Source organism: Streptomyces sp. NPDC104309, assembly GCF_055584025.1.
The window spans coordinates 36,199-58,109 of record NZ_JBVJMV010000014.1; the positions used below are offsets into that span (position 1 = coordinate 36,199).

20 protein-coding genes and 3 pseudogenes are annotated in these 21,911 nt (G+C 69.5%); 10 read left to right on the top strand and 13 right to left on the bottom strand.

The annotated features are described in order from the left end of the window. Window positions 1–40: 40 nt before the first annotated feature. The 3 genes from ACZ68L_RS21430 to ACZ68L_RS21440 all read right to left on the bottom strand — a co-directional run bounded on the left by ACZ68L_RS21430 (window position 41) and on the right by ACZ68L_RS21440 (window position 4,318). Window positions 41–1,483, bottom strand: a complete 1,443-nt coding sequence (locus ACZ68L_RS21430) for an MFS transporter (protein ID WP_469579214.1) — start codon at window positions 1,481–1,483, stop codon at window positions 41–43. Continuing rightward, a complete protein-coding gene (locus tag ACZ68L_RS21435; protein ID WP_469579215.1) occupies window positions 1,470–2,969 on the bottom strand; it encodes a 4-hydroxyphenylacetate 3-hydroxylase family protein in 1,500 nt (499 codons plus the stop codon). The genes ACZ68L_RS21430 and ACZ68L_RS21435 overlap by 14 nt, the downstream gene beginning before the upstream one ends. A gap of 68 nt (window positions 2,970–3,037) precedes the next feature. Then, a complete protein-coding gene (locus ACZ68L_RS21440) occupies window positions 3,038–4,318 on the bottom strand; it encodes an FAD-dependent monooxygenase (RefSeq protein WP_469579216.1) in 1,281 nt (426 codons plus the stop codon). A 128-nt stretch (window positions 4,319–4,446) separates the two neighbouring features. Between ACZ68L_RS21440 and ACZ68L_RS21445 the strand changes: the two genes are divergently transcribed. Continuing rightward, entirely contained in the window at window positions 4,447–5,445 is a 999-nt protein-coding gene (locus ACZ68L_RS21445) for an AraC family transcriptional regulator (RefSeq protein ID WP_469579219.1), read from the top strand. A 365-nt stretch (window positions 5,446–5,810) separates the two neighbouring features. Here the strand turns inward: ACZ68L_RS21445 and ACZ68L_RS21450 are convergent. Next, window positions 5,811–6,018 (bottom strand): annotated as a pseudogene (locus ACZ68L_RS21450) (IS256 family transposase); the annotation flags it as partial. Between the two features lie 283 nt (window positions 6,019–6,301). Between ACZ68L_RS21450 and ACZ68L_RS21455 the strand changes: the two are divergent. Next, entirely contained in the window at window positions 6,302–6,487 is a 186-nt protein-coding gene (locus ACZ68L_RS21455) for a hypothetical protein (RefSeq protein ID WP_469579220.1), read from the top strand. 93 nt (window positions 6,488–6,580) lie between these two features. Beyond that, a pseudogene (locus ACZ68L_RS21460) lies at window positions 6,581–6,877 on the top strand (transposase); the annotation flags it as partial. Window positions 6,878–6,913: 36 nt separating this feature from the next. Here the strand turns inward: ACZ68L_RS21460 and ACZ68L_RS21465 are convergent. The 3 genes and pseudogenes from ACZ68L_RS21465 to ACZ68L_RS21475 form a co-directional block, all read right to left on the bottom strand. Next, window positions 6,914–7,249 (bottom strand): annotated as a pseudogene (locus ACZ68L_RS21465) (site-specific integrase); the annotation flags it as partial. 15 nt (window positions 7,250–7,264) lie between these two features. Further along, window positions 7,265–8,020: a transposase family protein gene (locus ACZ68L_RS21470; protein WP_469579221.1), complete on the bottom strand. Its 756-nt coding sequence runs from the start codon at window positions 8,018–8,020 to the stop codon at window positions 7,265–7,267. A 118-nt stretch (window positions 8,021–8,138) separates the two neighbouring features. Continuing rightward, window positions 8,139–8,750, bottom strand: a complete 612-nt coding sequence (locus tag ACZ68L_RS21475; RefSeq protein WP_469579223.1) for a hypothetical protein — start codon at window positions 8,748–8,750, stop codon at window positions 8,139–8,141. Between the two features lie 334 nt (window positions 8,751–9,084). Here ACZ68L_RS21475 and ACZ68L_RS21480 point away from each other — a divergent pair, with 334 nt between their 5' ends. From ACZ68L_RS21480 to ACZ68L_RS21490, 3 genes are all read left to right on the top strand, one after another. Further along, the gene (locus tag ACZ68L_RS21480) at window positions 9,085–10,143 is read left to right on the top strand and encodes an IS3 family transposase (RefSeq protein ID WP_469579224.1); all 1,059 of its coding nucleotides are present in this window, start codon (window positions 9,085–9,087) and stop codon (window positions 10,141–10,143) included. Window positions 10,144–10,325: 182 nt separating this feature from the next. Further along, the gene (locus ACZ68L_RS21485) at window positions 10,326–10,805 is read left to right on the top strand and encodes a hypothetical protein (RefSeq protein WP_469579226.1); all 480 of its coding nucleotides are present in this window, start codon (window positions 10,326–10,328) and stop codon (window positions 10,803–10,805) included. A 392-nt stretch (window positions 10,806–11,197) separates the two neighbouring features. Next, window positions 11,198–12,424, top strand: a complete 1,227-nt coding sequence (locus tag ACZ68L_RS21490) for a cytochrome P450 family protein (protein WP_469579228.1) — start codon at window positions 11,198–11,200, stop codon at window positions 12,422–12,424. 58 nt (window positions 12,425–12,482) lie between these two features. Here the strand turns inward: ACZ68L_RS21490 and ACZ68L_RS21495 are convergent, their stop codons facing one another. Next, the gene (locus tag ACZ68L_RS21495; protein WP_469579230.1) at window positions 12,483–13,133 is read right to left on the bottom strand and encodes a formylglycine-generating enzyme family protein; all 651 of its coding nucleotides are present in this window, start codon (window positions 13,131–13,133) and stop codon (window positions 12,483–12,485) included. A 599-nt stretch (window positions 13,134–13,732) separates the two neighbouring features. Here ACZ68L_RS21495 and ACZ68L_RS21500 point away from each other — a divergent pair. Next, window positions 13,733–13,882 (top strand): hypothetical protein, encoded by a 150-nt coding sequence (locus tag ACZ68L_RS21500; RefSeq protein ID WP_469579232.1) that lies wholly within the window; start codon window positions 13,733–13,735, stop codon window positions 13,880–13,882. Between the two features lie 338 nt (window positions 13,883–14,220). Beyond that, a complete protein-coding gene (locus tag ACZ68L_RS21505; RefSeq protein WP_469579234.1) occupies window positions 14,221–15,327 on the top strand; it encodes a PP2C family protein-serine/threonine phosphatase in 1,107 nt (368 codons plus the stop codon). An 88-nt stretch (window positions 15,328–15,415) separates the two neighbouring features. Here ACZ68L_RS21505 and ACZ68L_RS21510 read toward each other — a convergent pair whose 3' ends face one another. The 4 genes from ACZ68L_RS21510 to ACZ68L_RS21525 form a co-directional block, all read right to left on the bottom strand. Then, on the bottom strand, window positions 15,416–15,916 hold the full coding sequence (locus ACZ68L_RS21510; RefSeq protein ID WP_469579236.1) for a nucleotide triphosphate diphosphatase NUDT15: 501 nt from the start codon (window positions 15,914–15,916) through the stop codon (window positions 15,416–15,418). Window positions 15,917–16,248: 332 nt separating this feature from the next. Next, window positions 16,249–17,148 (bottom strand): hypothetical protein, encoded by a 900-nt coding sequence (locus ACZ68L_RS21515; RefSeq protein ID WP_469579238.1) that lies wholly within the window; start codon window positions 17,146–17,148, stop codon window positions 16,249–16,251. After that, window positions 17,145–18,158: an SPFH domain-containing protein gene (locus tag ACZ68L_RS21520; RefSeq protein WP_469579239.1), complete on the bottom strand. Its 1,014-nt coding sequence runs from the start codon at window positions 18,156–18,158 to the stop codon at window positions 17,145–17,147. Before ACZ68L_RS21520 ends, ACZ68L_RS21515 begins: the two co-directional genes overlap by 4 nt. A gap of 362 nt (window positions 18,159–18,520) precedes the next feature. Continuing rightward, window positions 18,521–19,147, bottom strand: coding sequence for a TetR/AcrR family transcriptional regulator (locus ACZ68L_RS21525; protein ID WP_469579241.1), 627 nt, complete (start codon window positions 19,145–19,147; stop codon window positions 18,521–18,523). A gap of 162 nt (window positions 19,148–19,309) precedes the next feature. Between ACZ68L_RS21525 and ACZ68L_RS21530 the strand changes: the two genes are divergently transcribed. Continuing rightward, the gene (locus tag ACZ68L_RS21530) at window positions 19,310–20,191 is read left to right on the top strand and encodes a phosphatase PAP2 family protein (RefSeq protein WP_469579243.1); all 882 of its coding nucleotides are present in this window, start codon (window positions 19,310–19,312) and stop codon (window positions 20,189–20,191) included. Beyond that, a complete protein-coding gene (locus ACZ68L_RS21535) occupies window positions 20,188–21,159 on the top strand; it encodes a DMT family transporter (RefSeq protein ID WP_469579245.1) in 972 nt (323 codons plus the stop codon). Before ACZ68L_RS21530 ends, ACZ68L_RS21535 begins: the two co-directional genes overlap by 4 nt. Window positions 21,160–21,312: 153 nt before the next feature. Here ACZ68L_RS21535 and ACZ68L_RS21540 read toward each other — a convergent pair whose 3' ends face one another. Continuing rightward, window positions 21,313–21,867: a PadR family transcriptional regulator gene (locus ACZ68L_RS21540; RefSeq protein WP_469579247.1), complete on the bottom strand. Its 555-nt coding sequence runs from the start codon at window positions 21,865–21,867 to the stop codon at window positions 21,313–21,315. Between the last annotated feature and the right edge of the window lie 44 nt (window positions 21,868–21,911).

Here is a 21,911-nt window from a genome sequence, read left to right on the forward strand (position 1 = left end):
TGGGGTGCGGCGGCCGCGGCGGGTCGTCCGCCGGGCCGGTTCAGGGGACGGCCGGGTCCCGGTCGGCGCTGCGGTCGGCGTCTACGTCGCCAGGACCCTCCGCGGAGACGGGCACGGCCAGCCGCAGTGTGAGCAGGGCAGCCACCAGAGCGAGGGCGGCGCCGACGAGGAACGCGGCGCTGAACCCCTCGGTCAGTACGACGTCACGCGGCCCGGAGACCGCTTCGGTACGGGCGGCCGCCACGCCGGACAGCAAGGACAGGCCGACCACGGAGCCGAACTGCTGGCTGGTGTTGACCAGCCCTGAGGCGAGTCCCGTCTCGTCGTGTTCGGTGCTGAGCGTCGCCGCGACCGCCGTGGTGACGGAGACCAGCGGCAGGGCGACACCGAGCAGCACACTCGGCGGCAGCACGTCGACGACGAACGAACCCGACGCCGAGAGCATCGACTGCCAGACCAGTCCGGCTGCTACCAGCACGAATCCGGCGCACATCACCGCCCGCAGACCGAACCGGCCGATCAGCCGGTCGGTGCCGGAGGCGACCAGGACGACCACGACCGACAGCGGGAGCAGCCCGAGTCCGCCCATCACGGGCTCGTATCCCAGTACCGCCTGGAGGTAGAGACTGACCAGGAAGAACATTGGGAACAGGGACATCTGCCACATCCCCGCCAGCACATTGGCCAGCCGCAGGGTGCGCCGCCGGAAGATGGCCGGCGGGACGAGCGGATGCCGCACCCGGCGTTCGACCAGGAGGAACGCGGTCAGCAGGACGAGGGCCAGGGCCCCGGTCACCAGCGTGACCGGATCCCGCCACCCGGACTCACCCGCGTTGACGAGGGCGTACGCCAGAAGCGCCAGCCCGCCCGTGACGGACACGGCGCCCGGCAGGTCGAAGCCGCCGCCGTCCCCGGCGCGGTTCCCGGCCGGCAGCAGCCGACGGGCCGGCAGGATCAGCCCGAGCCCCACGACGACGTTCAGCGCGAAGGTGGACTCCCAGCCGAGCCAGCTGGTGAGGACACCGCCGAGCACCGTGCCCGCGGCGCCCCCGGCCCCGGCCATCGCGGCGAAGATGCCGAGCGCCTTGTGGCGTTCCGGACCGTCGTCGAACAGTGACAGCAGCAGGGCGAGCGCGGCGGCGGCCGCCATAGCGGCGCCCATGCCCTGTACGACGCGTGCGGTGATCAGGACCGGGGCGCTGCCCGCCAGCGCGCCCAGCAGTGAGGCGGCGGCCAGCGTACCCAGACCCGTGACGAAGAGCCGACGCCGGCCGAGCAGGTCCGCCGCCCGGCCGCTGAGCAGCAGCAGTCCTCCGAAGGAGACCAGATAGGCGTTGGCCACCCAGGAGAGTTCGGCGGGCGAGATGCCGAGGTCACTGCCGATCGACGGCGCCGCGACGTTGATGATCGAGGTATCGAGGATCAGCACGAACTGCGTGCAGGCGAGCAGCGCGAGTGCCCTCCAGCGGTCAGGCGCTGCCATCGGTCGTCCCCCGTCCGAGGGGCTGTTCGTCGAGTTGGTAGCCGTCCAGGCAGGACTGGGTGAAGGCCGCGAGCAGATCCGGGTTGCCGTCCCGCACGATGCCCGGCAGGTAGACGTGCGGAGCGCCGTGGTAGAAGCGCTCGTACTGCTCGTGCCGTGATGCGAACTCCGAGCCGAGGGCGTCCCAGGCCAGCTTCATCAGCTTGATCCGCTGTTCGGCCGGGTGCCCCGGTGAACGGACGTATTTGGCGACGAGCGGCCCGAGTTCGGGGTGAGCCAGGTCATATCCGGAGGCGGGCAGCTGAATCAGCCCGCCGCCCGACAGCATCTTGATCTCGGCGAGCACCTTCGGGTAGAGGTCTCCCGCCATGGCGCGATGGGCGGAGGCGATCTCGCGGTTGATCTGGACGACGCCGCCCGAGCCCGGGACCTCCTCGTGCGCGGCTTCGGCCGCCAGCACCATCGACTTGGCGATGTTGAGCCAGCCGATGAGCCGGCCCAACTGCATGCGCACGGGCGGCAGGTCGTAGGTGTTGTTCGCCCGGGCGATCAGGATGGCGAGCCCGGTGAGGAACTCCAGCTTGGTCCAGAACCGGGTGGCGGCCTGGTGGACGAAGTTGTTGTACGCCGGGGTGAGCCACCACATCCCGAACGTCGACTCGACATTGCGGTAGGTGAGGACGTTCTCCCACGGTACGAAGACGTCGTCGCACACGAGCAGCGCGTCGTTCTCGTCGAAGCGAGAGGAGAGCGGGTTGTCGAACACGCTCCGTGCCGAAGCTTCGTAGGAGGCGCGGGAGATGAACTTGAGCCCGGGGGTGTTCACGGGAATGGAGAAACACAGGGCGTAGTCGATGTCCTGCGGGGCCAGCGGCTCGATGGTGCCGACGATGATCTCGTCGCCGAAGACCGCGGCCGTGCCGATCATCTTCGCCCCGCGGACGACGATGCCGCCGTCGAGTTCCTTCACCACCCGGACGAAGAGGTCGTTCTCCTCCTGCTCCACCGCAGACTTCGTACGGTCGATCTGCGGGTTGGTGATGGTGAACGACTGGTACAGGTTGCCCTGCGCCATCCGGCGGTAGTACGCGTCGAGATTGGAACGGCCGTCGAACTCCGGGCCGGCGAAGACATCCGGGGCGCTGACGAATCCGGCGATCCCGGCGGCCATGTAGTCGGGGGAGCGGCCGAGGAATCCGAAGCTGGCTTCCGACCAGGTCTTGAATCCGCCTCGGCGCGCGACCAGTTCGGCATGCGAGCGCGGGGCGTGGAACGCGCGGAGCACCGGCTGCTCGGCGCCCTCCGGCCGCACGGTGAGCGCGTCCCGGTGCTCACCCCTGTGCGCCATGTCGTACAGGTGCGCGATGGAGCGTGCGGTGTTACGGAAGGCGGGGTGCTCGGTGATGTCGTCCACCTGCTGACCGTCTATCCAGACGGCCCGCCCGTCGCGCAGTGCGTCGAGGTAGTCCTGGCCGCTGCGGTTCATATCTCTCCTGAATCAGAAGGGTGCGATGCGTGAGGGTGCGCAGAAGGTGGATCCGGGGAACGCCCGGATCAGCCGGCGACAGCTCCGCGCGATGTGCGTATGCCGCGGTCGCCGCGGACGGCGTACGGGGAGGGCCGGTTGACGCTCGGCCGGTCCGATCCGGCGGCGCGGGCGTACGAGGCGGCCACCTGGGCCAGGTCCGCCGACGGCAGGGGCCGCCGGGGCCGGCCGGCCCCGGCGAGGGCATGCCTGTGCGCCATGTCGATGACGACCTCGGGTCCCTTTGCCCGGTTCAGCACCTGGAGCCTGTTCATCGCGGGCCGCCGCCGCCGGTCGTACGCCTCCAGGGCGCGGACGGGGTCCGGATCAGCGGCGAGCGCGTGGGCCAGGGTGCGGGCGTCGACGACGCACTGCGTGGTGGCGTTCGAACCCATCGGGGCCATCGCGTGGGCGGCGTCGCCCAGCAGCGTGACCCGCCCGAAGGACCACCGGGGGAGGGGATCGCGGTCGATCATGGGGAACTCCCGCACCCGCTCCTGACCGGTCAGCACCTCGGCCAGCGAGAGATCTCCGCAACGCCAGTCGGGCACGGGGCCGGCCATGGTTTCGGTGATTCGGGCGTCGCCCGATGCGACCGGCTCCCGGGACACGGCCCAGTTCACCGGCACCCTGCCGTCGTCATCGGGCCGGTCGGCGAGCGGGTAGACGACGGCCTTCCAGTCGCCGTCACCCATCACGACCATGGAGCGCCCGCCCAGGAACGGACGGCAGCGGGACACTCCCCGCCACACCACCGAACCGCTGGTCGGCGGCGGTCCTTCCTTCGGGTAGAGCAGGCCGCGCACGGCGGAATGGATGCCGTCGCAGCCGATCAGCACATCGGCGCGGAGCTCCGTCGGGAGAGTTTCCTCCCGGTGCGAGAGCCCGATCCGCAGCTCAGGGCCTTCGAGCCCGTCGAACGAGCAGAGCCGGGCGTCCACGGTGATGGCGTCCGCACCCAGCCGGTCACGTACGGCTTGTGCCAGGATCATCTGGAGGGTGCCGCGGTGCACGGCGAGCTGGGGCCAGTCGCAGCCGGCCGGCACCCCACGGGACTCGGCCCAGATCTCTTCGCCGAGATGGGTGAGATATCCGAGCCGCTCGATCGGTACGGAGGCCGCCGCCAGACTGTCGTACAGCCCGAGGGCATGGAGCTCGCGGACGGCGTTCGGCAGCAGGTTCACACCGGCTCCCATGGGGCGGATGGCGGGTGCCGCCTCCACCACGCGTACAGCCGTGAAGCCGGCGGCATGGAGACACAGCGCTGTCGTCAGCCCGCCGATACCACCTCCGGCGATCACGATGTTCATGGAAGAGTCCCCCCGTTTGGTCCTCTGTGCTTTCCCCGGCTGTCCCCCCGGACGGCTCAGTACAACTGTCCGACAGGTTGGGGGCTACGATCAATTAGCCACCAACCGTCCTGGTTTAAGGATCGTCCGTGACTGATGATGTGCTGGGTGAGTTGCTGCGGCCTCTGCGGCTCAGCGACATCTTCTACAGTCGGTGGCAGGCAGGCGGCGAATGGGGCGTCCAGGGGGAGGACGACTCCTGCGCGGTGCTGCACTACATGCTGAGCAACGAATGCTTCATCGACTTCCGGGACGGCTCGCCGCCCACCCGCCTGCGCGCGGGCGATCTCGCGGTCTTCCCCTACGGCACCGCGCACAGCTTCACCAGCCGGCCGGACGCGGCCGAGGCTCAGTCGTTGAAATCCGTACTGCCGAAACGTACACCCGGGTCCTCGGACGTGGTGACGATCGGCAGCGAACCGTCCGACACCGAAATGCTGTGCGCGAGCCTGCGCTACGACAGAACCGCCGAGCCTGCGCTGTACCGAGCCCTGCCCCGGATGATCGTCCTGTGCCGGGACATGCTCACCGAGGAACCGGTGCTCCACGGCACCCTGCGCTCCCTCGCGTCGGAGATCGCGCGCACGTCCCCCGGCTCCGGACTGGTCGTCCTGCGCGCCTTCGAAATGGTCTTCGTCCTGGCCCTGCGTACCGCCCTGGAACGGCTCACGGAACTCTCCCCCGCCCTCCAGGCCCTGCGCCACCCCGGCATCAGCGCGTCCCTGGTGGCCATCTACCGGGACTACGACCGTCCCTGGACGGTCGAGGCGCTGGCCCGCGAGGCAGGCATGTCACGCTCCGTGTTCTCCGAGACCTTCAAGGCGCTCGTCGGCGATTCACCCGCCCGCCACCTGACGGCACGCCGGCTCCAAGAGGCCCGGGTGCTGCTCTCGGACGGCTCGGTGGCCCTGGGCGACATCGCGGCCCGGATCGGATATCAGAGCAATGTCGGCTTCCACCTGGCCTTCCGCCGTGAGTTCGACACCACGCCGGGTGCCTACCGTCTGGCGCTCAAGACCTCGGCCTCGGATGAAAGCGAACCGGGCGTCACACGCCCACGCCCGAGCCCCGCCCACCCCCGGCCGTGACGCTCGCTCGACGCTCCGGACGCCCGCAGGCGAGACAACGAGCCGAGAAACAGACCCTGACCTGGCCTTTTCCGAGACCTGCTCAGGCCGACACCTTTTCGATGACGCACCATGTGGAGTGCGTCGCGATCCTTGAGCCCGCTGACAAGGGCGCCTGACCTGCGGGTTTATAGCTCGGGTGGGTTGCTTGATCTGTTGCCCTCCGTGGAACGGGTCGAGCGGACAGATCGCCTCCTGGAGGTGGCTTGACCTGCGACTTCATGGTGGAAACGACTACGGCGGCGGCGATGTCAGGGTCTCGTTCGGAGATTCTTGACGCTCGGATGACGCTTGCTCCCGGCCGCCCTTCGCCCGCTCCCCGGGCTCGTGCCCCAGATGATCGGTGAGCTCGCCCTCCAGCGCGGACTCCAGCACCCGCTTGGTCAGCTGCTGCAGCAGACCGCCCTCTCCGGTCAGCTTCACCCCGCCGGCCTGATCCCGGGCCACCAGCTCGGCAACCAGCCCGTCATCCACAGCGTTCGTCGCGTCCAAGGTGGCCTTCCCGGCCTCGATATCACTCGTCACGTCAGTCATCAACTGTCGCTTCCAGCCCGGGAGTTACGCCACTCACCGTACAGACCCGCCAGTGGCATGGCCCAGGTCTGCGCGATGAAGGTTATCCCGGTTTGCGGCTACCAGGAACGCTTCGCTGTAACTGTCGCATACTTCCGGAATGTCCAAGGCTCGGGGCTGTCCGGCCACCGGCGCTACTCCACCAAGTGGCGCGCCTATTGCACCAACAAACACTGCAAACTGCGCTTCAGCTAGAAACTCCGGAAAACTCCGAGATCCAACAAAGCCGGAAAGGAGAGACCAGATGCCAGGAAGACGCTACTGGCCGCTCATCGTCCTGATCGAAACTCTTGCCTTCTGTATCGTGGGCTACAACCTCAACGACGGCAGCCCGAGCATCCCATGGGCCCTCGCCGGCCTGGCCTGCGGCCTGCTGACAGTCCTCATAATCAGTAGACTCCAGAAGAGGGTTCTGGCACACATTCCGTGACGACGATCAACGGGTTCTGCCACGGTGACGTACCGTCATCTGGGACGGCCCTGTTCTCCCGAAGCTGCCGCGAAGTGACAAGTAACTCAGCGTGTCGTTAGGGCCTTGGTTGACACCGGCTTCAAGAACGCCGTCGTCGAGCATGGAGCGAACCTCGGAATCGACGTCGAAGTCGTCAACAGAAAACCCGAAGTTCGCGGCTTCCATGTCGTCAAAAGACGCTGGGTGGTAGAGCGGAGTATCGGTTGGATCATGATGCACCGCCGACTCGCCCGCGACTACGAGACCCTCGCCGCCAGCTCCGAAGCCATGATCCACATCGCCTCGATCGACAACCTCGCCAAGCGCATAACGGACGAGACCACACCAACCTGGCGAGGAACCTACTAGGCCATAAGGGGCGATCATCTCAAATCAAACGCCCTCTGAGACCTCGCCGATCCGTGCGGCGGCGCACGCGGCGAAGAGGACCACGTCTTCCCAGCCGCGGTACTGGTCGTGGGAGGCGGCCACGAGCGCGTCGGCCAGTGCGACCAGGGCCTCCCAGTCGGGCAGGGCCAGCGCGCGTGGGTCGAGGAGTTCGTCCTCGGCCTGGTTGTAGAGCTTCTGCCAGCCGGTGACGCGTGCCGGGTTGACCTTGATGATGCCGTCTCGGACTGCCTGCTCCATGACACGGACCAGGACGGCGATGGTGTTCCTCACGGTTGAGCGGCTGTGCTCGTCGGCGATCCAGTTCTGCACGGTGCGGTCGACGACGCCATTGAGCCTTTTCCAACCTCACGTTGATGCGTGATGAAGGACGAGGACGGCCTTCACGATGTCGGTGATCCGGTTGGTGCTGCAGCGGAGCTTCCGCAGGAGGCGCCAGCCCTTGAGAGTCGCCATGGCCTGCTCGCCGAGGCAGCGGATCTTGGCGTGGCTGCTGTTGTGCCGGCGCTTCCATTGCTTCAGGCGGCGGCCCCGGAACGGGACCCGGACGGGTCCGCCGGCTCCTTGGTATGCCTTGTCAGCCCAGCACTTGAGCCGCGCATGGGTGAGTGCGTCGACGATGCCGTGAGTACGGGCGGCGGTCAGGTCGTGCGTGGAACCCGGAAGTGCGGGCGAGACCCACAGCAGCCGTCCGAACGGATCGGTCAGGACCTGGACGATCAGGCCGTGACGTTTGTGCTTGCCGGCGTCGTACGGGGCGTCGGCGGCAATCCGGTCGATCGGCAGGAGCGTTCCGTCGAGGATCACGAAGGCCAGTCGACTCGCGGTCCGCATGACCTCGGCCAAGCTCGGCGCGAGCGCGGCCAGGACCTCTATCGCCTCGCGAATGTAGCGGTAGACCGTCGCGACCCCGATGCCGAACCCGGCGGCGAGTTGTGCGTAGGTGTTGCCGCAGCGCAGGTGGGCCAGGACCAGCAGGGCCTGACGGCCCGGCGTGATGCGCCGCCATCGGGTACCGATCTCGCGACGGCGAGCAGCCAGATGCTGGGCGAGGTCACGCAGGTGCGCGCTGGACAGATCGATCGCCGATGGGTAGACAAGCACACGAAGCTTCTGGTCGGCACGGGTGATCTTGGTCGTGAACCCGTCTACCAGGAGCTTCTTCAATCCGTACAGCCCGCTAACCGCCGCCCCACACCAGCAGGTTGAAAAGGCTCAGTGATCACTTTCCGGAAGACTTGCCCCGAGTCCAGGCCTGAGCCATGGCCTGGGCGACGACCGGACCGAGGCGCCGAGTGGTGACCTGGTCAATTTCATCGAAATTTTCCGTGTACCGCTTCGTGAAGGACCCGAAAAGCCTCCGCAGAGCGAGACCTGCGATTCCAAGAAGAACCATTGTCGCTGAAATGACCAGCAAAAGCACATCGGAGGTGTTTCTGACGAGGGTGTTCCAGTAGCCGAGGTCCGAGGGAAGGGCGACTGTGCCGGTATCCTTCGGGTCATACACGACTGTCATGGTGTAGCCGTCCCTGACCTGATGTGTCTTGAATGCCAGCGGCGATTCAATGGAATGCCCGCCGGATGAGGTGAAGCGTACCCAGCAGGTGACAGACAACTCACCACCGTTTTCGTCGTGGAGGGCCTGTTGGCATCTCGTGACGGTCGCGTGGGTCTGAATCCCACGACTCTTCAAGGCGGATGTCACCTTGGAGTGGTTCGGTAGGGCGAACACCATGATCGTGACGAAAGCGCAAAGGCCCACAGTGATCACGGAGATGGACGTGATCGTGAGGTATCTGAGCAGATCGCGTGGATGTGCGGGCTTCGTGCTCATCGGCTCCCTGACGTGATTGGAATCAGTCGATACGGGTCTACCCCGTCCCTCGTCGGCGTGATCGCTTCGTACCGGGCCACTTGGCCACCGGCAGCTCTCCCGTCCGTCGGCGGAGGTGTGTCCGTGCTCCTCAAGCAGGTGGAACAGTCAGGATCCGGACGACGAGCAACGGGTCGTCAACGAGGCGGACTTGCTGGAAGCGGCTTCCGCTGCGTGGGCTGCTCCCTGCTGGGCCCCTGTCGTGGGATCGTGCCGCCAAGGACAGTGACATCGTAGGCCGCGACGATTTTCGGCGTCGGTCAAGCATCGCCTTCTCCGGCCGCGCGGCGTGGGGATGACGACGGAGGAGTCCGCCCAGCGCAAGGCGTTGAGGAAGGAGAACGCCGAACTCAAGCGGGCCAACGAGATCCTGAAGGCCGCGGCAAGTTTCTTCGCGGCCGAGCTCGACCGGCCACACACGCTCGTAGCGTTCATCGACGAGCACCGGGACCGCTTCGGCGGCGTCGAGCCGATCTGCAGGACGCTCACCGAGCACGACTGCAAGATCGCCCCTTCCACCTACTACGCCCACAAGAAGCGCCTCGCTACCCCCTCCGCCCGTTCCATGCGCGATGAGGAACTCAAGGAGCGGACCCAGGAGGTCTACACGTCCAACTACCGTGTCTGCGGAGCCCGGAAGATCTGGCGCGAGCTGAACCGGCAGGGGCATGCGGTGGCCCGCTGCACCGTCGAGCGCCTCATGCGCGAGATCGGCATCACCGGCGCCGTCCGCGGCAAAAAGGTGATCACCACGCTCCTGGATCCGGCCGCCGAGCGGGCCCCGGACCTCCTCGACCGCGACTTCGTCGCCGGCGCACCCAACCGCTGCTGGGTCGCCGACTTCACGCACGTCGCCACCTGGAGCGGGGTCGTCCACGTCGCCTTCGTCGTGGACACCTTCTCCCGTCGCATCGTCGGCTGGTCCGCCGCTGCCACCAAGGAGACCAGGCTCGTCCTGGACGCCCTGGAGATGGCGCTGTGGCAGCGCGACCGGGACGGATTCCCGTACATGCAGGGCGAGTTGATACATCACTCGGATGCGGGATCGCCATACACATCGTTCGCGCCGGCCGAGCATCTGGACCGAGCAGGGATCGCGGCATCGATCGGTTCGGTCGGCGACGCCTACGACAACGCCCTGATGGAATCGACGATCGGCCTGTTCAAAACGGAACTGATCAAACCCGGCCGGCCCTGGAAGACGCTCTCCCAGGGCGAGCTCGCCACCGCCGAGTGGATCGACTGGTACTGCCACCGCCGACTCCACGGTGAGATAGGCCACGTCCCGCCCGTCGAGTACGAGACCAGCCACTACATGGAATCCACGAAACCCCAGGTCACAACCTCAATCTGAGATCTCTACCGAACCCGGGGCGGTTCATTTCTAGCCGTAGATCAGTTCTTGACTGGGTGGCGGCATGTCTCGACGCGGCCGAAGCACGCTCCGAGCGGCGGGGCAGTTGAGGGCCGTCTGCGGTGGCGACCCAGCCGTCCCCGGCTCCAGATCGTGCCCCCTGCCTCGGTACAGTGCGTCGCGTGAGCGACGTGTATGAGTTGGTGGTGACGGTCGATCTGCGGGACGAGATCTCCGACCAGGAACTCGCCGAGTTGCGCTGGCATCTGGGAATCGGTCAACAGCCCGAGCGACTGTCCACCGTGACCGAGTTCCCCTTCGTGGTCATCGGCGACTCGGGGGATCCGGTGGTCGTGGACGAGCCTCGTCCACTGCTGGCGGCGAGTGGCGCTGCCTCGCTGGTGGGCGGCGTGCTCTGCTCGGCGCCGGCCAGTCGTGCGGACCTGCCCCGGACGGGCTGGTCGGTGACCTCGCGGCAGGAGATTCACCCCGACGACTTCGACATCGTCGGCGAACTGCTCAGCTGGCTGGCCGTCCGGGTGCGCAGCACTCACTTGAGCGCGGACAATGCCGCGATCCGAATCGGCTGCATAAGGTTCCACGAATCCCTGACGCCACACGTGCTTGAAGTAGAGAACGGGCTGGTCGACTGGCCGACCTAGGACTGCCTCAGGCAGGCTGGCCGGCGTCACTCAGAAGCGCATGTCCCAGGAATGGAAACAACAGGCCTGCCACCACGCCGGTTTGGGGACCCGACCCGGCCATCGGCTTCGGCGCGACGATCCCGCCGCAGACCGGGGTCGAGTGGGACGAGGCGAAGCCCGTCCGGACCTTTGACCATCACGACCGCCCTGCGAAGGGCCGGCACGGGGTGGGGCCAAACGCGCCGGGCCCCGGCCCGAGAGCGTCCGGGGAGCGGTGGCCCGGCCGGTCTGCCGTGTCGGGCTCGGGCCGTATGTTCCCTCGATGGCGCCCCGGGCCCATTAGGCTGCAATGAATCGGATCAAAGCCATATAAATATGCGCGAACAGGCGCGATGCCCACGGGAGGCATGATGAGTCAGCAGCCGGTCCTCCTGCCCTATGCCGATCCGGCCTTCGTGGCGGACCCCTTTCCGTTCTACCGGCAACTGCGCCAGGAGGGCCCGGTGCGGCGCGCCGTCATCGCCGGGGGCCTGGAAGCCTGGCTGGTCACTCGGTACGAAGACGGCCTCGCGGCCCTGTCCCACCCACAACTGAGCAGCGACGTGCGTGATGCGTCGGATCCCCGGTTCGCCGAACGGCTGCCCACCACCGACCGCGAGTCCGTACTGCGCAACATGCTCCGCTCCGATCCGCCCGACCACACACGTCTGCGCCGACTGGTCTCCCGGGCGTTCACCGCGCACAGGGTGGCGGAGCTGCGGCCCCGCGTCCAGGAGATCGCCGACCGACTGCTCGACGAGATCGCGCCGGCCGGTCGCGCCGACCTCATCGAGAGCTACGCCCTGCCGCTCCCGGTCACCGTGATCAGCGAACTGCTCGGGGTGCCCGTGACCGACCGGCACGACTTCCAGCAGTGGACCGACGACATGGTTCTGAGAGGGACCGAACCACCGGACCCGGCCCGGGTGGACGGGGCGTGGCGCCGGATGCGCTCGTACCTGACCGGGCTTCTGGAGGCCAAACGCGCCCGGCCCGGGGATGATCTGCTCAGCGCACTGGTCGTCGCCCGGGACGAGGAGCAGCGGCTGGACGAGGACGAACTGATCGCCATGGCCTTCCTGCTGTTGGTGGCCGGTTACATCACCACGGTCAATCTCATCGGCAGTGGCATCGCAGCGCTGCTCGCCCACCCCGAACAGTTGAGGATGCTGCGGGACGACCCGGCGCTGCTGCCCGGCGCGATCGAGGAGTTCCTGCGCTACGACGGACCGGTCAACCCCGGCATCGCCCGGTTCGCGCGCGAGGACGTCACCCTCGCCGGGGTGGACATCCCGCGCGGTGCGACCGTGCTGATCGCCTCCGCCATCGCCGACCGCGACCCCCAGCAATTCCCGGACCCCGACCGCCTCGACATCGCCCGCGGGGACAACGCGCACCTCGCGTTCGGGCACGGCATCCACTACTGCCTGGGTGCCCCGCTGGCCCGGCTCGAAGGCCAGATCGCCGTCGGCACCGTCCTGCGCCGCCTTCCGCGCCTCGCCCTGGCGGTGCCGCCCGGCGAACTGCGGTGGCGGCCGGGCGGCCTGCGCGGCCCGGAACACCTGCCGGTCACGTTCACTGCAGGTGCCCCGGCCTGAGGCGGGCGGCTGCCCCTGAGCAGGGGACAGCCCACCGGGCGCGCTGCGCATCCCCGGCTCAGCTCGATCGTGCGAGCCGGAACCCCAGGTCGTCGATGCGAAAGGTCGGGTGACTCTTGCGGCGGCAGGACGCCCGGCACCCTCGGGGGCGGTCGTACGCGCCGCCACCACGGAAGACACGGTACGGGCCGTAGACACTGGGATCGTAGACGTCCCAGCACCACTCCCACACGTTGCCGATCATGTCGTGGAGCCCCCACGCGTTCGGTGTCCTCGTCGCGACATCGTGCACCGTGCCGCCGGAGTTGCCGCGGTGCCAGGCGATCTCGTCCAGCTCTCCGTAGCGGACGTCGGACGTCCCGGCCCTGCACGCGTACTCCCACTCCGCCTCGGACGGGAGGCGGTAGCCGTCGGCCTCCCAGTCACAGACCACGTCCTGCCCGTCGGGATCGTCACCGATCGCGTAGCAGGGTTCGAGACCCGTCGCTCGCGAGAGCAGATTGCAGAATCCCACGGCCTCCTTCCAGGAAACCTCCGTCACCGGCGCCCGCAGGCCCGCGGAGCTCGCGGGCACCTCGCCCCGGACAGCCAGGTACAACTCGGTGGTCACGGGATACGGCGCCAGCCGGAAGGCTCCGACCGCGACCTCCCAGTTCGCCCTGGTGCCCTCGTCCCGCAGGACGATCTCCCCGGCAGGGATGGCCCTCATGTCCTCGGCGACCACCTGTCGAAGTACGACCGACCGGCACATGGGGAGTGGCGTCGCGGGGCTGGGCACGCACATCTGCGGTGTTGTCGTTTCGACAACTTCCCCATAGCCCGAAAGGCACGGGAGGGGCCTCTCCGCGTTGCCTCCCTCCTCCGCCTCGCAGCTGCACGCACCCAGTCCCCGCTCCTTCTCCCACCCTCCATGTGCCGGTCGGCCCAAGGCTTCAGGGCTCATCGCTGCTCCTCATACGCTCCCGCGCCTCCGACCGACGTACTGCTGACCCGGCAGCGGTACGGGATACCGGTCCGGGCTTCCGGACTGTCGAACAAGTGACGATACCGATCACAACGCAGTGCTGCCGGGGTGGACCGGGGGACGGCCGCCGTGCCCGGCTCCCAGGCCGACCGAACCGCTCTCGGCCGGGGTGCCGCACCGAGTGCGGCTGGTGAGCGGCGCGCGGTCGAGGCCGTGGGAGCCACCGCCGAGACCGGTCCGCCCGCCCTGCTCACCGGGGCGCCGAGGCGGGAATGTCAGAGCGCGTGGTCGCGGCCGTCCCGTGGGGCGAAGGCCGGTAGAGCGTCCTCGTTCGTAGCGCGGGCGTGCAGGAAGTAGTCGGCGCACTCGGAGGTTTCGGGGTAGCCGGAGTCCTGCCCGGTCTGCGCCGACGCGGTCCCGGCGTCGAACTCCGTGGTGCGCAGTTCGACGCCCGGCCCGAGAACGGTCCCATGGGCTCCCGCGCGTTCGCCTGACGGGTGGCCGCCGCGGACCGGGGTGTCTGCCGCGCGCCGGTGGCCCGCGGGGACCGGACAGGGGCGGCCACCGCCCGCAGGCGGTCGAGTGCGCCCCGCGCCCCGTCCGTGGATGTCCCGCGCTACGGGAGCAGAGACCCGTCGCCCACCCCAACGGGCCCACGCTCACCGACGACGTCGCCCCGGTCCGTTCGGCCCTGCCGATTCGGCGCTGTCAGCCCCGTGGCGCCACGGGCCCCGGGGCCGAGCGGGACCCGATCCGTCGGTGCGGCATATGCGGACATTATGGTTAATACGTTCAATTCTGGGATCCTGGAGGGGTGCGACAGGGAGTGCAGGTGCAGGAGAGTCGGCGCACAGCGGCGTGGGCGGGCTGGCTGCTCGTCGCACCGGCGCTGGTGGCGGGTGTGCTGCTGAACGTCCTCGCGCCCCAGCCGTACATGGGGCTTCCGCTGCTGGCCGCGGCGCCGCTGATCGCCGGAGCGATGCTGTCGTTCCGGGCGGGGGTTCTCGTCGCGAGCCTCGCCTGCGGGGTGTCGCTGGCGCTGGACCTCGTCCGGGGGCGTTCCGCCGCGGCGAGTTTCGTCGATCTGGCCGTGGTCGGCCTCATCGGGATTCTGGCCCTCGCGGTCAACCTGCTGTTGCAGCGTCAGGGGCGGGATCTCGCGCGGGCTCGGGTCATCGCCGAGGCCGTGCAACTGGCGGTGCTGCCGGACCCGCCGTCGCGGGCGGGGCCGCTGGCCGTCGCCGCCGGGTACACCGCCGCACAGGCAGAGGCGAGGATCGGTGGCGACCTCTTCGCCGTGCAGGAGACCCCCTACGGGGTGCGCATGATCATCGGGGATGTGAAGGGCAAGGGAGTCCAGGCGGTCGCAGCCGTCTCGGTGACGATCGGGGCGTTCCGTCAGGAGGCCGAGAACGCCCCCACGCTGGCCGAACTGGCCCAGCGCTTGGACGACGCGCTGAGCAGGGAGTCGAGCCGCAGCGGAAGCGAGACGTCCGGGGAGGACTTCACCACGGCCGTGCTGGCCGAAGTGCCCGGCGACGGCGAGCTGCTGCGCCTGGTCAACCGCGGCCATCCGGGCCCGTACCTGATCCACGACGGTGCGGTCGCACGGCTCGACGCCACGCGTCCGCAGTTGCCTCTCGGCATGGGGCTGGGCGTGGTGGCCACGCCGGACGGTGACACCCTCACCGATGTCTTCCCGCTGCCGTCCGGCGCGCTGCTGCTCCTGATCACCGACGGTGTCACGGAGGCGCGCAATCGCACGGGCACCTTCTACGACCCGTGTGCGTCCACCATCCTCACCGGCACCTGCTTCAGGGATCCCGACGACCTGGTCCACGCGGTGACCGCGGATGTCGCCCGCTGGACCTCCGACGGCCACCAGGACGACATGGCCATCCTCGTCGTCGCCCGGCGCCGCGGTCACCGGCTCGGCTGAGGTCTCTTCGTTTCGATCAGGCCCGGTCGGTGAGCGGCGCCGGGGCACGTGAGCCCGGAGTGATCCGAACGCAAGACGTCGGCCGTGGTCACGAGGCGTCATCGGCGGCGGAGACGGTCAGCCGGTGCGCCGGAGGGTGTTCGATCGAGAGATCCGGGCGCCAGGCCGCGAGCACCTGCGCCGAGGGACCGAACAACGGCCCCGGCAGCGCGTCGAGTGCGGTCCACTGCCAGGTGCTGATCAGATGGGGCTCGGTCACCCGAGGGTGCCCCGACTCCAGGGTCACCACGGCCGCCATCGACACACGGTTGATCCCCGCCACCACGTCATGAAGCATGGCGAACACTCTCACGCCGGACACATCGACCTCCAGGCCCGTCTCCTCGCGGAGCTCACGGACGGCGGCAGCGGCGATGGACTCATGGGTCGGGTCGACCTTGCCGCCGGGGAGTTCCCAGGTGCCGCTGTGGTGTCTGCCGAGCAGCACGCGCCCCTGGGCGTCCTGCACGATGACGCCCACGCCGAGCGCCGCCTGCGCCAGCGGCGGACGGGAGTTGCGGGGGAGGGCTTCGTCGGGGGCGGTGTCCATGGTGCTCCTCGGGGGTCGGCGTGGGGTGTTGCGGGCGCGGGGCCCCGGCACTCCGGTGTACGTGGAAGGAAGCCTACGGACCACCGTTCGTTCGCGACGGCCGGCAACGGCTCCGCCCGGTGAGCCCGTCCTGCCCGCTCGCGTACCGGCCCGGCCGGGCCGGCTCCCGGGCCCGCTCGGAGCGGGTGCCCGCGCCGAGTGCGGCGCCCCGGCCGGAGCGCCACCGGCTGCCGGAGGTCGCGGGATCGTCACCGGGGCCGGACCGACGCCCGACAGCTCTTCGGGGGGCACCGGCACGGCAACCGCCTCCGTCAGGTGTGTGGTTCGGGTCGTCAGACTGTCAGCCGCAGCGAATTCTCCGAGATGCCCAGTCGGACCGTCTGCCCCCAGGTCAGGTTCAGCGCGTCTGTCTCCATTCCGTCGCCGAAGGCCACCACCCGGTCGGACTCGACGGTGAGCCTCAGCCCCTGTCCGCGCCCCAGTTCGCCCGCGACCAGCGAGGTACCGGTCGCGGGCGACGGCCAGGCCTCGCGGACGAACCACAGCAGCCGGGGATCGGTGGGCGCCGGGAGCGGCAGGGCGCTGTGGCGTTCCTGCCACAGTGAGCGGAGCCAGCCCGTGGCGCCGGTGCCCGTGCCGACCAGGACACCGGACGAGGCCTGCGGTTCGGTGGCGGCGTCGGGCGCGTCGGGGCCGATCCGGTAACGGGCGGTCTGGTGGCCGGGCGGACCGAGATAGATCTCGTTCAGGGCGAGCAGGCGCTGGGTGTCGTCGGCGACCGCCTCGACCATGGTGAGTTCGTCCGCCGCGCCGTCGGGGGACGCGGCCGCCCGGAGCAGGCCGGCCGCGTCCGAGGGACGGTGGCGTACCAGTACCCCCGGATTGCGTCCGGGGTCGGTGTCGATGCCCACGACGGGCTGCCCGGACAGGTACTTGGCGACGTTGGCGACCAGTCCGTCCTGCCCGACGACGACCACCACGTCCTCGGGCGCGAACAGGAAGCGGTCGAGATCGGCGCGCTCCACCCGCGACTGCCGCCACTGGAGCGGTACGGCTGCCGCCACATCGGCGAGCGCCTGGTGGGTGTGTCGGTGCCGCCGGGCCACCTCGTCGATGGATCGGCCGCGGCTGGAGAGGAAGAACGCGGCCTGGCCGTGCGTGCCGTGCCGGGCCAGCAACTCCTCGTACTCCGTGGTGCGGTGGACCAGGACCGCGCGCGGGGCGAGGCTCATGGCCGGGGCTCGGGACCGGTCCTGCCGAGCTTGCTGAGCAGGCCGGTGAGGACATCGGGGGAGAGGGTGAGGCTGTCGATGCGGGGCAGGTTCTCCGCCAGTCTCGTCGCTGCCATGGCGTGCAGGGTCGCGGCGTCCACCTCGCCGTGCACCCGCAGCCAGGCCGCCTGGGACTCCGCGCGTGCGGCGCCGACCTCGCGTGCGGCCTCGGCCTCGGCCCGTGCCAGGCGTACCTTGCGTGCCGCCTCCGCCTCGGCGCGCACCTTGTCGGCCGCCGCGTTCTCCTCGGCCTCGCGCCGGGAGTTGGTGCCGCGCTGCTCGACCAACTGCTCCTCGCGGCGGGCGAGTTCGATCTGGCTGGCCAGTTCGTTCTCGGCGATGGTCCGTTCCCGTTCCACGGCGACGGCGCGGCGCTCATAGGTGGCCCGGTCGGCCTCCTGCTGGATCTGCTCGCGGGCAGGGGTGCGCAGGGCTCGCTCCACCTCGGCCTCGGGACGGATGGCGACCACCCGCACCGCGACCACATCGATGCCGGTGACGGGCAGCCGGGGTTCCGCGGCGAGCCCGGCCGCGACCCGGTCGCGCACCGATGCGACACCGTCGACCAGTGCCTCGGCCAACGCGGTCCTGGCCAGCACGTCCAGCGTGTGTTGTTGAGCGGTCTCGGTGAGCAGGGTGGCGATCTGCTCCAGCGGTGCGCCGCGCCACACCCCGGTGTCCGGGTCGACGGAGAAGTCCAGGCGGGCGGCGGCCTCGGCCGGGTCGCTGATCCGGTACGTCACGGTGGCCTGCACGGTGACGTCCTGGAAGTCGGACGTGCGTGCGTGGAAGGCCATGGCCAACTCCCGGTCGTTGACCGGTACTTCGGAGAGTGCCGCAGTCAGGGAGCGGTACCAGAAACTCAGCCCCGGCCCGTCGTGGGCGAGCCGGCCGCGGTTGTGGTGGCGGATGTGCGCAGTGGGTGCGGAGCGCAGGTGACGCCAGCCGAAGCGCCGGGTGATGTCGGCCATGTCGGATCCCCTCTATTCTCGTCATGGAGACGATAATGGGGTGTTGTTCATATCGTCAAGAGGACGAGAATGATCGCCGTTCCACCTCGGCCCTGCCGGAGGGGGAAGCGGAAAGCGGGGAGGTCTCGACGATCCCCGTGCCGATTCCCGTCGCGCCCGTCGTGATCGGCCAGGACGGGCGAGAGAGTCGGTCGGGACGGGTGGGAGGGTCGGCCAGGACGGGCGAGAGGGAATGGAAAACGGGCGGCCGGTGGCTCCCGGAGGAGTCACCGGCCGCCCGGATGGTGCGCCGCCCCCGTCCCCACGGTGCGGCGCGAGCGGGTCGTCGTCATCCGCTCGGACGGCGACCCACGTCTCTGGGGTCACTGGGGCGCGGACGCGCCCAGTCCGAGCGCGGGAAGAACGGCGCTCTCCACGAAACGGGTGAGATAGGCCTCATCCGCGTACTTCCCCTCCAGCAGCGGACGGGCGCGCATCACACCCAGCAACTGCACGGAGATGAACTCCGCGGCGGGGGTGTCCGCCGGGATCTCGCCCCGCTCCGCGCTGCGCCGGACCATCGCTTCGATCGCCGCGATCTCCGGCACGATCAGTGCCTCGCGCATCGCGCACAGCAGCTCGGGGTTCTGCAGTGCGGCGTGGCTGAGCGCGTGCATCAGCGGGGTGTCGCGGCCCGAGCCCGCACCGACGGCCCGTGCCGCCTCGCGCAGATCCCCTGCCAGTGTGCCGGTGTCGATGTGTGAAAGCAGCACCCGCCGGGTGCCGTGGAGTGCCGCCACGACCAGTTCGGGCTTGGAGCCCCACTGCCGGTAGAGCGTGGACTTGCCGCAGCGCGTCCGCGAGGCGACCCCCTCCATCGTGAGGGCCTCGTAGCCGGACTCTCTCAGCATGTCGAGCACGGCAGCGTAGAACTCCTGCGCCCGCTCCGGCGTGATCTTCGAGCGGCGGGGCGTGTGTGCCGGTTCCTGCGCGGCTTGCTGCGACGACATGTGTTTTCCCTCTCAGCGATTCTGCGACGAGGTCCATCGATACGCCAGTGTACCGAAACGCACGTGTACCGATACGTTCGCGTATCGGTACACTGGCGTATCGATATGGCGTGGGCTGGGCCCTGCCTCCGTAACACCGCTTCGTCAGCAAAGGGGCACCGGATGAGGTACGCCGGTAGCGAGCCCGCAGATCGGGAGCCGGACAGTACTGCCCGACCGCCCCTCCTCCGCGAGCTTCTTCTCGTCGTGGGACTCTTCGTGATCTACAAGCTCGGCCGGCAGGCCGCGAACGGTCATGTCGAGGAGGCCTATCGCAACGCGGGAAACGTCTGGGACTTCGAACGGTCCCTGCACCTGCCCGGCGAAGGCGCGATGCAGAGTCTGCTGCTCCACAACGAGACGCTGATCCACCTCGCGAACACCTATTACGCGACCGTGCACTTTCCGGCCACGCTGCTCTTCCTCGTGTGGCTGTACTGGCGTCGCCCACGCCACTACGTCTGGTCGCGCCGCATCCTCGCCGCGCTCACCGGCGCCGCGCTCGCCCTCCACCTGCTGTTCCCGCTCGCCCCGCCGCGGCTGCTGGCCGCCGCGGGTCTCGTCGACACCGGCCAGGTGTACGGGCCGACGGTGTACGGAGCGACGCCGGCGACCGACTCGATGGCCAATCAGTTCGCCGCGATGCCCTCGCTGCACTTCGGCTGGGCGGTGATGGTCGCCGTGGGGCTGATCGTCGCCACCCGCAGCCGGTGGCGCTGGCTGTGGGTGCTGCATCCGCTCGTCACACTGCTGGTGATAGTCGGCACGGCCAACCACTACTGGCTCGACTCGATCGTGGTCTCCGCGCTCCTCGCGGTGGCTTTCGCCGCCTTGCCCCTGCGGCGCACGGAGCCGGTACGGGCACACGCCCCATGGCCTGCCACCGCGAGTGCGCCCGCGTCGACGGCCTTGCCCCGCCCCGCCGATCCCGCCCCGCCGACCGCGTACGCCGCACCGCGGGCCCACCCCGCGTCCTCGTACGCGTCGTCCGGAGCGCGGCAATGAACGCCACCCTGATCGCCGTCGCGCTGTCCCTGGTCTCCGCCGCCGCGTACGCCTCGGCCGCGGTGGCGCAGGCCCGGCTCGCCGGGCGCACCGAGCCGGACGCCGGGGGCCTGAGACTGCTCGGGCGGGGCGCGTGGTGGTCGGCGGTCGGACTGAACGCGGGCGGCGCGCTGCTGCACGTCGCGGCCCTCAACTACGGGCCGCTCACCCTCGTCCAGCCGCTCGGCGCCCTCACCCTCGTCGCGGCCGTCCCGCTGGGTGCCAGGATCGCCGGACGCCGGGTCACCCGGATCGAATGGCGCGGCACGATCCTGACCCTGCTCGGCCTCGGTGCCCTGCTGATCACCGCGGGCGGCACCGCCCCGCACGAGACGCTCAGTCTCCCCGAAGCACTGGCCGTCGGGGCCGCGACCATGGCCGTCGTCGCCGGACTGAGCCGCCCGGGAACACGCCCCGGACTGCGGCACGCGGCGGCCTCCGGCATCACCTCGGGAGTCGCCTCGGCACTCACCCAGACCCTGACCGTCTCCGTCACCGACCACACCGGCCCGCTGCTCAGTCTGCGTCTGGTGATCGTCGCCCTCCTCGTCTCCGCGTTCGCGATGGGCGGGCTGCTGCTCTCCCAGACCGCCTATCGGGGCGGTCTGGGTGCGCCACTGGCCGTCGTCACCCTCGCCAATCCGGTGGCTGCGGCGGCCATCGGTCTGGCCCTGCTCGGTGAACGTCTCCAGGGCGGCACGATCAGCCTGGTCCCGGCGCTGCTCGGAACGGTCGCGGCGGTGCGGGGCGTGATTCTGCTCAGCCGTGCGCAGGCGCAGTCACAGACCTCGGCCGTCGCCGACCTGGCCCCGCCCGATCCGAAGTCCGTGGCCGGATCACCGTCGCGGGTGGTCATCGGGAGCCGGGGGCCGATGGACCAGCCGATGCTGCGCCCCGAACTGGGCCGGACCCCGGTGGGCGGACCCTGACGCGCCGCAGTGGCTCTGCCGCCGGGGACGTCCCGCGGTGACGTGACATGCACCGGGCCGAGGTGTCATGTACCCGATCCACCCACCCGCCGACCCGTCACGCACGAGCCCGGCTCACTCGTCCGGACGCCCGGCGGACCCGAGATGCCGGTCTCAATGGTCCGGCGGACCCGGCACCTGGTCCTCGTCCGGGGCCAGTGCCCGGGTCAGCCAGCCGATCCAGAAGTTCTCCAGATCGATGCCGCCGCGCAGCACCAGACGTCGCAGCCGGTCCTCGTCGGAGTTCCGCTCGGGCGGGAAGTCGCGCTCCTCGATCTCCAGATACTCCGCCAGCTGCCGACGGTGCAGTCCCAGATGACGGCGCAGCTCCGCGTCCAGACCAGGTGTTCCGACGACCGCGGCCGCCCGCATCCGCAGCAGCAGCGGATCGCGGATCTGCTTGGGGTCCTCGGAACGGGCCACCCACGCGGACAACGCCTCCCGGCCCGCGGGCAGCACCTCGTACTCCTTCTTCTGCCCACGGGCGGGCTGCTCCGACGGCAGCGCCCGGATCTGCCCGGCCTGCTCCAGCTTCCCCAGCTCGCGGTAGATCTGCTGGTGCGTGGCGGACCAGAAGTAGCCGATCGACCGGTCGAACCTGCGGGTCAGCTCCAGCCCCGACGAAGGCTTTTCGAGCAGGGCGGTGAGGATCGCGTGCGGGAGTGACATGGGGTGCATCCTAAGGACGGCCGGGCGGCGGCCCCATGACCAAG